This is a genomic window from Catellatospora sp. NPDC049609 (assembly GCF_040675365.1).
Taxonomy (GTDB): Bacteria; Actinomycetota; Actinomycetes; order Mycobacteriales; family Micromonosporaceae; genus Catellatospora.
In genome coordinates, this window is the sequence record NZ_JBFAOU010000227.1 from 1 (window position 1) to 10,849 (window position 10,849).

Below are 10,849 nucleotides of genomic sequence, written 5' to 3' on the forward strand. Positions count from 1 at the left end.
GCGGCGAGCACCACCGAGCTGGTCGGCGACCTGCTGCAACTGGACGCCGACGACGCGGCCGAGCTGGCCGGGATGAAAAGTTGTTGATCCAACTCATCCAGATAGGCCAACGTCTATGCGAAGCGCGCCCCGGGCGCGGGCGCCGGTGCGTGTACGTGTGCGCTAGCTAGCGCTGGCGGGTCACTCTGCGGCCTCCTCGGAGGTGCGCCGCTCGTCGTACTCGTCCGGCCCGTCCTGGGCGCGCGTCGTCCTGTTGTCCGACTCCGCCAGGATGGCCTCGGCCTGCGCCTGCGGGTCCTCGCTGCCGACGGCCAGCTCCTCGGGCAGCAGCCTCTCCGCACGCCTGTCGACTCGTCCCTCACTCATGCCGGTGGTCTACCACGCCCGCGACGCGGCCAAACGTGCCGCTCAGCGCCGGTCGAGCCGGGTCACCCGGTCGAGCAGCGCCTCGACGACGGCACGAGAGTCGGCGTCCACGACGACGTCCACGGTCGGCACCACCCCCACGTCCACGGGCGTTGCGTCCACGCCCTCGGCCGGCGCGGCTTCGGGACGCAGGTCGACCAGCGTGGCGCCGCGCCCCGGCCCGAGCCCGGTCTCGACCTGCACCGTCGCCCGCCGCACCGTCATCAGCTCGGGGTGCATCACGGACAGCACCGCCACCGCGTCGTGCACCGGGATAGCGGGACCGGCGCCGTGCCGGTACCCGCCCAGCGCCCGCGCGGCGTACCCGCCGATCGGGCCGGCTGCCGCCAGCCTGGCCAGATCCGCCTCGCCGAGACCGGTGCGCCGGGTGACGTCCAGCGGCACCAGCGTCGTCGGCACCGCGACGTCCGGCTCGGCGAGCACCCGGTACGCCGCCTCCGGATCGAACCATACGTTGAACTCGGCAGCCGGGGTGATGTTGCCCGGCCCGATCGAACCGCCCATGACGACGAGCCGGTCCAGCGTCGCCGCGATGTCTGGATACGTCGCGTAGAACAGGGCGACGTTGGTCAGCGGGCCGACCGCGAACAGGGCGACCGGCTCGGTCGACGCCTCGACGGCGGCGGCGAGGAACTCGGCCGCGGGGCGCCGGTCCGGCCGCCCGTCGGGCACGGGCAGCTCGATGCCGCCCAGCCCGTCGTCGCCGTGCGCCGAGTCGTGCCGGGCGACGGCGCGTACCAGGGAACGCTTCGCGCCCGCCGCGACCGGGACGTCGCCCCGCCCGGCCAGGGCCAGCACCGACCGCGCGTTGCGGGTGGTCCGCTCGATGCCGACGTTGCCGCCGACGGTGGTCACGCCGCGCAGCTCCAGCTCCGGGCTGGCGCACGCGGTGAGCAGCGCCATCATGTCGTCGATCCCCGGATCGCAGTCGATCAGCACGGCCCGCGTCATGCGCCCATCCTCCCCCACCCCTCGGCCGTCGAACTCCCCAGCGCTCCACTCTGCACGGCCGGCGCCCTGCCGGCGGGTTCGCGCCGGAGCGCTCCGATCACGCGGGGCCGCGCGAGCCGTACGCCGGACCGAACACGACCAGCAGCGCGAGATCCTCGGTCACCTCGTCGAACCGGTGCTCCTCCCCGGCGGGCACGAAGATCACCGACCCGGGCCCGACCGGCACCGCGCCGTCCGGTGTCACGATCCGGGCACGCCCGGCGGTGACCACGTAGATCTCGTCCTCGGTGTGCGGGGTCTGGTCGTCGAGCCCGCCCGCCGGAATGCAGTACGTCCCCACCGACAGGTCCGGCACCCGCAGGTGCTCCACCCAGTCGTTGGCCGACCCGGCAACGGGCGGCGCCCACCGCCCCGCCCCTTCGATGATCCGCATGGCGGAAGCCTAGCGGCGCCACGGCCGCGGTGCGGGACGGCCGGTCACGCCCAGCCGCCGAGGATCTGGTCGCGTTCGCGCAGATGCTCCTCACGCGACTTGCCCGTCACGGAGCGCGTGATGGCGCGCCGGGTCCGCAGCGCCGCGGCCGCCAGCACGATGTCCTCGGCCTCGCTGGGCGGTTGCTCGCCCATGTCGGGGTGGGCCCACGCGTCCAGCGTGAACAGCTCCCGCGCGGTGGCGGGCAGCCCGGTCGCCTCGCGGAGCTGGTCGCCGTCGAGGAACGCGCAGTCGCGTGCCGCCCGGTCGGCGGTGAGCGCCAGCATCATCGCGTCCATGCGGCCCAGCCGCTCGGCGTCGCGGGCCGCGAGCCGGACCAGCCCGTTCGGCAGCCGGACCGGCTCGCCCTCGGCGGCCGTGACCAGCCGCTCGGCCTCCTCCTCGCTGAGCAGCTCCTGCTGCGCGCCCCACAGCGGACCGGCCGGCAGGCCGCATCCGAACCGGTGGAACTCCAGGTGCACGCCGTAGTCGCCGAGCCCGGTCACCACCGACTGGAAGACCAGCCCGTCGCCGCCGCCGGGGACGACGTACCCCGTCATCCGCATCGCGGCGCAGTAGTAGTTGGCGTTGTCCCACATCGGCCCGAGGCCGTCCGCGAACACCTCGTCCAGCTCGCGCAGCGCCAGCGGCTCGCCCGCCGCGACGTCGCACACCGGTGCCGCGTCCAGCACCGCCCGGACCGCGGCCGGCAGGGGCGGCACGGCCAGCCCGAGCCGGTCGAGCAGCCCGGTCGCGGCCTGCTCGCCCACGGCCGCGGTCAGCCGCCGCGCCGTGCCTTCGGGATCGGTGCGGAACAGCTCGCCGATCGCGGCGGCCGCGGTTGCGTCGCCGTCGGCCCGTACGGCGAGCAGTCGGTAGCCGGGATCGGGATGCCGGACGACCCACGAGCACAGCACGTCGGTGTCGCCGCCGTCCGGCCGCCACGGGGCGGCGTCGATCCGCCGGTCGACGGCACGGACCCGCGCGGCGACGTCGAACGCCTCCGCCGTGCCGCAGGCCAGCAGGCAGGGCAGCACGCACCACGGCACGTCGTGCAGCACACCGTGCTCGTCGACCCGGCCGGACAGCCACGGCAGGACACCGTCGCCGTAGCGCTCGACCAGGGAGAGGTTGCCGTGGCCGCGTACGTGGGTGCGCCAGCGCAGCCGCCGCGCGTGCGCGGTGAACTCGGCGGCGTCGGCGAGGCTGAGCAGCGCCGCCCAGGTGGTGTCGGACTCCAGCACGTACGTGCCCTCGACCAGGGCGCCGCTGCCCTGCTCGTAGACGGTGCGCCCGGCGAGCCAGGCCCGTGCCGCGTCCAGCGGCATCAGCCCCCGGTGATCGGGTTCGGGCACGCGGGCGTCGCGGATGGCCGCCCGCAGTCCCGGCCCGAGCGGCGATGGTTGGTCCGACATGGGCGCCACCCTAACGGTGCCGGCCGACGCACCGGGGGCCCGCCAAGGACCGCAAGAACTTGCCGTCAGCGGCAAACTCCACTGGTACCGGCACGGACCACGGCGTGCCGCTGGCCACCGCCGGACGCCTACCCCATCTGACGACGCCCCCACCACCTGCGCATTCGTTGCGATGCGTCCAATGTGCCCTCCGGTACCGGCTGTTACCGCAGGTCCGAAACATCTTGCAACACTTGCGAATTCAGATCTTCACATTCGAGGTTGGACCTGATATCCATATGCGATCGATCGATCCCCTACCCGGAGGACCCCTTGACTCGATCGCGTCTGCTGACCGCCACGGCCGGGCTCGCCACCGCCCTCACCGTGCTGGTCGCCCTGGTCGCCACCCCCGCCCAGGCCGCCTCCACCGTCCGCTACGTCGCCCTCGGCGACTCCTACTCCTCCGGCGTCGGCGCCGGCAGCTACACCTCCGAGAGCGGCTCCTGCCAGCGCAGCACGAAGGCCTACCCCGCCCTGTGGGCCGCCGCGAACGCCCCCGCCTCGTACGTCTCCAAGGCCTGCTCCGGCGCGACCACCACCACGGTCCTCAACAGCCAGGTGTCGGCGCTGAGCAGCACCACGACCCTGGTCAGCATCTCGGTCGGCGGCAACGACATGGGCTTCGCCGACATCATGAAGACCTGCGCCCTCTACGGCACCACCGAGTGCGTCGCCGCGGTGCAGCGGGCCGAGGACAAGGCCCGTTCCAGCCTGGCCGGCCTGCTGAACAACGTGTACAGCGCGATCCGGTCCCGCGCCCCGAACGCCACCGTCGTGGTCCTCGGCTACCCGGTGTTCTACCAGCTGAACACGACCTGCGTCGGTCTGAGCGCCACCTCCCGCGCGAAGATCAACGAGGGCATCAACATGATCGACGACATCATCAAGACCACCGCCGGTCAGCACGGCTTCAAGTTCGGCGACGTCCGGTCGATCTTCGTCGGGCACCAGCTCTGCAGCGGCGACAAGTGGCTGCACGCGCTGAACTTCGCCGACCTCGGCATCTCGTACCACCCGATGGCCACCGGCCACTCCGGCGGCTACCTGCCGGTGTTCCGCAACGCCGCCGCCTGACGGCCGACCCGCACGGGCCGCCCAGTCCGCGTCGGGGGTCGGGAAGGGCACCTTCTACAACGCAGACCGTTAAGAAGGTGCCCTTCCTTACCGCAGGCCGCGGTCGAGGAGTTCGGTGGGCAGGATGACGGTCTGCGGGGGTGAGCGGTCGCCGTCGATCCGCGCGAACAGCAGGCGGGCCGCGCGGCGGGCCAGCTCACGGGTGTCGTACGCGATGACGGTCAGCGGGCGCGGCATCAGGTGCGACAGCTCGAAGTCGTCGAAGCCGACCAGGGCCGCGTCGCTGCCCTGCCGCCACAGCTGCTGCACCGCGCCGACGGTGATGCGGTTGTTCAGGGTCAGGAACGCGGTCGGCGGGTGCGGCTCGGCGAGCATCCCGGCGACGGCCGCGGCGGCGGTGGCGGGATCGCGTACGCCGTCGCGCACCAGTGAGCCGTCGTGGCCGATCCCGGCGTCGGCCAGCGCGTCGCGCGCCCCGGCCAGGCGCTCGCGCATGGTGTGCACCTCGACCGAGTCCAGCAGCACGCCGATGCGCCGGTGGCCCTGCTCGACGAGCCTGCGTACGCCGCTGCGGGCGCCGCCGCGGTTGTCCAGCAGCACGGCGTCGGCGTCGATGTTGGTGCCGGGCCGGTCGAGGAAGACCACCGCGATGCCCATCTCGACCTGCGCGCCGAGGAACGAGTGGTCGCACCCGGCGGGGACGACGAGCAGGCCGTCGACGCGGCGGGAGCACAGGTCGCGCAGCAGCTGCTCCTCGCGGGCCGGGTCCTCCTCGGAGGACGCGGACAGCAGCAGCGTGTCGCGCTCGCGGGCCAGCTCGGCGGTGACGGCGGCGATGGTGGCGTAGAACGGGTTGGCCAGCTCCTCGATGAGCAGGCCGATGGTGGCGCTGGCCCGGCCGGCGCGCAGCGCGCTGGCCATGTGGTTGCGCTGGAAGCCGAGCTCGGCGACGGCGGCCAGCACCCGGCCGGCCATGGCCGGCTGCACGTGCGGCTCGCCGTTGACCACCCGCGAGACGGTCTTGAGGCTGACCCCGGCCAGCCTGGCCACGTCGACCATGGTGGGGCGGCGCCCCGCCCGGCCGTCGCGCTGCTCGATCACGGCGAGTACGGTACCCGGTCACCCCGGGAGGGGGACGGCGGCGAGCGGACAACGTTGTCATACTCTCTGCAACGTCCAGGAGCCCCAGGAGCCCCCATGCCCGACCCCGCAGCCGGACCGCTCGCCCTCGCCGTCGACATCGGCGGCACCAAGATGGCCGCCGGACTCGTCACCGCCGACGGGACCGTGCTGGCCGCCGACCGGATCCCCACCGCCCACCCGCAGCCGGGACCCGGCGCCGCGGAGCAGGTGTGGGCGGGCCTGTCCGCGATGCTCGCCCGCCTGGTCGAGGCGGCCGGCGACCGTCCGATCGCGGGCGTCGGCACCAGCACCGCCGGGCCGTTCGACCTGGCCGGGGCCACGGTCAGCCCGGTCAACATCGCCGCCTGGCGCCGCTTCCCGCTGGTCGACCGGCTGGCCGGGCAGGTGCCCGGGGTGCCGGTGCGGCTGGCCGGCGACGGGGTCTGCGCGGCCATCGGCGAGCACTGGCGCGGCGCCGGGCGCGGCCACGACGACCTGCTGGTGCTGGTCGTCTCCACCGGCGTCGGCGGCGGCCTGATCCACGGCGGGCGCCCGTTCACCGGCGCCTCCGGCAACGCGGGCCACGTCGGTCACATGGTGGTGGACCTCGACGGCGACCCCTGCCCCTGCGGCGGGCGCGGCTGCGTCGAGGCGATCGCCAGCGGGCCCAGCATGGTGCGGTACGCGCTGCGCGAAGGCTGGCGTCCCACCGGCGACGGCACCGCCCGCGACCTGGCCGACGCCGCGCGCACCGGCGACCCGGTGGCGCTGGCCGCCTTCACCCGCTCCGCCGACGCCCTCGCCGCCGGCATCGTGTCCGCCGCCGCGATGTGCGACCTGCGCCAGGTGGTCATCGGCGGCGGCGTGGCCCACGCCGACGACCTGCTCTTCCCGCCCTTGAAGGAGGCCCTGGCCCGCTTCGGCCGCCTCGGCTTCCTCCAGGACGTCACCGTCCGCCCCGCCCAGCTCGGCGACGACGCCGGCCTCATCGGCGCCGCCGCCCTCATCCACGCCCCCGACCACTACTGACCGCACACCCCACCCCTCCTTGGTTGATCATGAACTTATGGCACGGCTCGGCGGCGTGTCGCGGCCACAAGTTCATGATCAACTAGTGGTCGACGTGGCCTCGGGCGGGGGTGGGTCGAAGAGGGCGAGGCGGGGGTCGGCGGAGAACTGGGTGATGGACATGCCCAGGGACGGGTTGCGCTGGGTGGCCGGCTGGGCGGCCAGGGGGTCGGGGGTGTTGGTGATGGTGACCATGACGAGGGTGTGGCCGGTGAAGATGGTCACCGTCCACAGCTGCGCGTCCAGGCCCAGCGAGAACCCGGCCCGGCGGTCCTCGGGCTGCTCGCGTACGCCGTACTGCTCCAGCACCGCGCCGCCGTCCAGCTCGGCGCTGAAGCCGCACCAGGTCAGCCGGTCGCAGTGGGCCAGGTCCGGCCGGTACGTCGTCGGCGCGACCGACACCGTGAGCGTGCCGTAGCCGTTGCCGTTGACCAGCTGCAGGCTCACCGTGAGCGCGCCCGGCGCGAGCTGCGGATCGGGCAGCGGGGCCAGCGCGCGCTTGTCGCCGCCGTCGGCCAGGCCGAGGTCGGCGCGGCGCAGCCCGAGCGGGTTGACCCGGGTGACCACCAGCTCGGCCATCAGGCACGCGAACCGCTCCACCAGGGCCGCGTCGGCGGTGACCGGCTCCCGCTGCGGCAGCGGCAGGTCACCGGCGAGCACCGCGAACCGGTCCACCCCGAACCGGCCGCCGGCCTGCGGCGGGGGCGGCGGCACGGGCGAGCGGGTCAGCGACGGCAGCGGGGTCGGGCCGGGCACCGCCGCCATGCAGTCGACGTCGTCGGGCGGCAGCGTGCCGCCGCGATCGGGGCGCAGCACCACGATGCCGTAGCCGACGCCGACCGCCAGCGCGACGGTCAGCAACGTGCTCAGCGCCAGGTCACGGCGGCGCAACCGGCGGCCTACGGTGATCAGCTCGGCGGCGGCCAGGCCCAGCGGCGGCTCCGGTCCGGTGGTCTGCTCACCCGGGCGGTGCCGGCGCAGCGCGCGCAGCAGGGTGCGCTGCGCGAACGCCTCGGGCGGCTCGTAGCCCAGCGACGGCCAGCGGCGGTAGAGCCGCAGCAGCGTACGCCGGACCAGCTCCTGCGCCACCGCCCAGTCGCCGCAGCGCTCGCGGGCCTGCCGGCGCAGCCCGGGGGCCATCGCGGCGGCGAACTCCGCGTACTCGTCCTCCCAGGCCCGCATCCTGACAGTTAACACAATGGATACGACCAGGCGGGAGGGTGTCCCGGTGGTTGGCCGGTCAGTCGAAGTCGAAGACGGAGTTCTTGTCGTAGAAGTGCAGCACGTACCGGCAGTTCGTGCAGACCAGCAGGGTCATCCGGTGCGAGGTGAAGCCCCAGCGGCTGTCCACCCGGCCCACCTCCTGCTGGAAGTCCCGGCCCCGGCACAGCGGGCAGGCCAGCACGGGGATCTCAGACGTCGTCATGCCCGGCACCCTAACCGGAGGAGTCCACGCGGCCTACCGCACCCGGCGGACCACCGCGACGACCTTGCCCAGCACGACCGCGTCGTCGCCGGGGATCGGCTCGTACGCGTCGTTGCACGGCACCAGCTCCACGTGCCCGCGGGTGACCCGGTACACCTTCACCGTCGCCTCGCCGTCGATCATCGCGGCGACGATCTCCCCGCTGTACGCGGTCGGCTGCTGCCGGATCACCACTACGTCGCCGTCGCAGATCGCGGCGTCCACCATGGAGTCGCCGCGCACCCGCAGCGAGAACAGCGTGCCGTGGCCGACCAGGTCGCGGGAGAGGGTCAGCACCTCCTCCAGCGACTCCTCGGCCAGGATCGGCCCGCCCGCGGCGATGGTGCCCAGCAGCGGCACCCGCACCGCCGCCTCGGTGCGCTGCTGCGGGATGCCGTCGTCGCCGAGCGGCACCGCGACCGTCAGCGCCCGCGGCCGCCCCTTGTCCCGCACCAGCAGGCCCTTGTCCTCCAGCTCACGCAGCTGGTACGAGACCGACGACGACGCGGCGAGCCCGACCTCGCGGCCGATCTCGCGCAGCGTGGGCGGGTAGCCGCGCCGGGTCACCCACTCGTGGATGACCTCCAGGATGCGCCGCTGCCGCGCGCTTAGCCCGTCGCCGTACCCCGTCGTCGTCTGCACCCTGGCAGGCTAGCGGACCAACACCACATAACCCCCATTACCCCACACACGGACCGCCCCGCGGCCGGCCGCCGCCCACCCAAGATCGCTCGACTTGCCTGGCACATGGGCGTATGCGCGGCCAGGATTCGCCCAAGTGCCAGGCAAGTCGGACGATCAAGGGGGCGGTCAGGTGCGGTAGAGGTGGAGGTCGGCGCGGCCGGCGGTGGACGCGACCAGGCGGGCGTTGGCCTCGTCGCTGCGGTACACCCAGTCGCGGGCGGCGTCGGCGTCCAGGCCCTTCGCGCGCTGGCGGGCCAGCAGCCCGTCCACCCGGGGGCCGTCGTCGGTGGACAGGTAGACGGCCAGGTCCAGCAGCGGGCGCACCCGGTCCCACGGCGGGGTGTCCAGCAGCAGGTAGTTGCCCTCGGTGACGATCACCTCGGTGTCCGGCGGCACCGGGACCGCCCCGGCGACGGGCTCGTTGAGGATGTGGTCGAACGTCGGTGCGTACACCGTCTCGCCGGTGGCCTCACGCAGACGTCGCAGCAGCGCGGCGTACCCGGCGGCGTCGAAGGTGTCCGGGGCGCCCTTGCGGTCGGCGCGGCCGAGCCGGCGCAGCTCGACGTTGGCGAGGTGGAACCCGTCCATCGGCACCATGACGGCCCGGTCGAGCCTGGCGGCCAGCTCCAGGGCCAGGGTCGACTTGCCCGCGCCGGGCGAGCCGGCGATGCCGACCACCAGGCGGCCGGGCCGGTCGGCGCGCAGCCGGTGCACCTGTTCCAGCAGCGTCGTCAGCATCGGGGCACCCGTCCCAGCGGCGTCGTCGGCATCACGGCAAGTCTGTCAGCCGGCCGCGGCCAGTTCCAGCAGAGCCGTCCCGGCGGCCGTGACGTCGTCGGCGGTCCAGGCCAGCGCGGCGGCGGCCACGGTGATCTCGACGCGGGCCAGGTCCGGCTCGCGGTCGGTGAACGGCCCGGCGAACCAGATGCGCTGCTCCTCGGCCAGCCGCAGCGCGGCCTCGTTGAGCCGGTCGGCCGGACCAGGCAGCCACAGCTGGAACTGGTGCGTGTGCGGCACCTGCGGGAGGATCCGCGCGCCGGGCAGCTTCGCCAGCGCCGCGGCGACCACCTTGGCGTGCGCGACGTACTCCGGCAGCCGGGGCAGCTCCCGGTCCAGCCCGGCCAGCGCGGCCACGGCGGCGGGCCACTGCTGGTAGAGGGTGCCGCCGTAGCGGTGCCGCCAGGCGCGCGCCTGCCCGGTGAAGTCCTCCGCCCCGGCCAGCAGCGCACCGGACAGCCCGCCCAGGGTCTTGTAGAGCGACACGTACACGCTGTCGGCCAGCGCGGCGACGGTCGGCAGGTCGCGCCCGAGGTGCGGGGTGGACTCCCACAGCCGGGCCCCGTCGAAGTGCACCTTCGCCCCGCGTACGCGCGCCGCGGCGACCAGCGCGTTCAGCTCGTCCCAGGTGGGCAGCAGGAACCCGGCGTCACGCAGCGGCAGCTCGACCAGTAGGGTGCCGAACGGCTCGTCGAGGTCGCGCACCTCCTGCGCGGTGGGCTGGCGCCGCTCGGCCGTCGGCCACACCCCGCGCAGCCCGCTCAGCGTCGTGAACGCCTTGCGCTCGTGCACCTCCAGGTGGCTGAGCGGGTGCAGGGCCACCACGTCGCTGCCGGTGCGCTCGGCCCAGCAGCGCAGCGCCACCTGCTGCGCCATCGTGCCGGTCGGGAAGAACACGGCGTCGGGCTTGCCGAGCAGGCCGGCGACCCGCTTCTCCAGCACCGCGACCGGACCCCCGCCGCCGTAGACGTCGGGCCGCGCGTCCAGGTCCGGCAGGTCGCAGGCGGCGAGCTCGGCCAGCCGCTGCCGCAGCGTCGGCACGCGGCCCCCGGACAGGATCCGGTCGCAGCCGTGGAGCAGGCGCCAGCGGCGCTGCGCGGGGTCCTCAACCATCGGGCCATGATGCCACCAGCCGCCGCCCGGCGACGCGCCCGGTTGGCGGGCGGCCTCGAAGCGCCAACCGGGCGGGGCCCGCCGGCAGTCGGCTGGGCCGTGCGCTCGGCCGCAGCCGCACCTCAAGCCGGAGCCGCACCGCCCGAGACGGCACGTCCAGGCCCGCTTTGCTCTGCACACAAATACGCGCGGCGCGTATTTGTCCGGCACTCGCCGTACGGCGCGCTCGCCCGCACCAGC

At 74.3% G+C, this 10,849-nt stretch carries 12 protein-coding genes; 2 read left to right on the forward strand and 10 right to left on the reverse strand.

What is annotated here, in order from left to right; all coding sequences use genetic code 11:
- Window positions 1-180: 180 nt before the first annotated feature.
- From AB0J67_RS35820 to AB0J67_RS35835, 4 genes are all read right to left on the reverse strand, one after another.
- Window positions 181-366 (reverse strand): hypothetical protein, encoded by a 186-nt coding sequence (locus AB0J67_RS35820; protein WP_363489332.1) that lies wholly within the window; start codon window positions 364-366, stop codon window positions 181-183.
- Between the two features lie 42 nt (window positions 367-408).
- Complete coding sequence (locus tag AB0J67_RS35825; RefSeq protein ID WP_363489334.1) at window positions 409-1,377, reverse strand: nucleoside hydrolase; 969 nt, start codon at window positions 1,375-1,377, stop codon at window positions 409-411.
- A gap of 97 nt (window positions 1,378-1,474) precedes the next feature.
- Window positions 1,475-1,810, reverse strand: a complete 336-nt coding sequence (locus AB0J67_RS35830; RefSeq protein WP_363489336.1) for a cupin domain-containing protein — start codon at window positions 1,808-1,810, stop codon at window positions 1,475-1,477.
- Between the two features lie 44 nt (window positions 1,811-1,854).
- The gene (locus AB0J67_RS35835; protein ID WP_363489338.1) at window positions 1,855-3,264 is read right to left on the reverse strand and encodes a hypothetical protein; all 1,410 of its coding nucleotides are present in this window, start codon (window positions 3,262-3,264) and stop codon (window positions 1,855-1,857) included.
- Between the two features lie 312 nt (window positions 3,265-3,576).
- Here AB0J67_RS35835 and AB0J67_RS35840 point away from each other — a divergent pair, with 312 nt between their 5' ends.
- Window positions 3,577-4,380 (forward strand): SGNH/GDSL hydrolase family protein, encoded by an 804-nt coding sequence (locus tag AB0J67_RS35840; protein WP_363489340.1) that lies wholly within the window; start codon window positions 3,577-3,579, stop codon window positions 4,378-4,380.
- Between the two features lie 87 nt (window positions 4,381-4,467).
- Here the strand turns inward: AB0J67_RS35840 and AB0J67_RS35845 are convergent, their stop codons facing one another.
- Entirely contained in the window at window positions 4,468-5,439 is a 972-nt protein-coding gene (locus tag AB0J67_RS35845) for a LacI family DNA-binding transcriptional regulator (protein ID WP_363489354.1), read from the reverse strand.
- 138 nt (window positions 5,440-5,577) lie between these two features.
- Here AB0J67_RS35845 and AB0J67_RS35850 point away from each other — a divergent pair, with 138 nt between their 5' ends.
- Window positions 5,578-6,531, forward strand: a complete 954-nt coding sequence (locus tag AB0J67_RS35850; RefSeq protein ID WP_363489342.1) for an ROK family protein — start codon at window positions 5,578-5,580, stop codon at window positions 6,529-6,531.
- A gap of 78 nt (window positions 6,532-6,609) precedes the next feature.
- Here AB0J67_RS35850 and AB0J67_RS35855 read toward each other — a convergent pair whose 3' ends face one another.
- From AB0J67_RS35855 to AB0J67_RS35875, 5 genes are all read right to left on the reverse strand, one after another.
- On the reverse strand, window positions 6,610-7,752 hold the full coding sequence (locus tag AB0J67_RS35855; protein WP_363489344.1) for a hypothetical protein: 1,143 nt from the start codon (window positions 7,750-7,752) through the stop codon (window positions 6,610-6,612).
- Between the two features lie 58 nt (window positions 7,753-7,810).
- Window positions 7,811-7,996 (reverse strand): hypothetical protein, encoded by a 186-nt coding sequence (locus tag AB0J67_RS35860; protein WP_363489346.1) that lies wholly within the window; start codon window positions 7,994-7,996, stop codon window positions 7,811-7,813.
- A 33-nt stretch (window positions 7,997-8,029) separates the two neighbouring features.
- Window positions 8,030-8,677: a transcriptional repressor LexA gene (gene lexA, locus AB0J67_RS35865; protein ID WP_363489348.1), complete on the reverse strand. Its 648-nt coding sequence runs from the start codon at window positions 8,675-8,677 to the stop codon at window positions 8,030-8,032.
- Window positions 8,678-8,845: 168 nt separating this feature from the next.
- Entirely contained in the window at window positions 8,846-9,457 is a 612-nt protein-coding gene (locus AB0J67_RS35870) for a nucleoside/nucleotide kinase family protein (RefSeq protein WP_363489350.1), read from the reverse strand.
- Window positions 9,458-9,502: 45 nt separating this feature from the next.
- Window positions 9,503-10,609 carry a beta-eliminating lyase-related protein gene (locus tag AB0J67_RS35875; RefSeq protein WP_363489352.1) on the reverse strand — a complete coding sequence of 369 codons (1,107 nt, stop codon included), beginning with the start codon at window positions 10,607-10,609 and terminating at the stop codon, window positions 9,503-9,505.
- Window positions 10,610-10,849 lie beyond the last annotated feature (240 nt).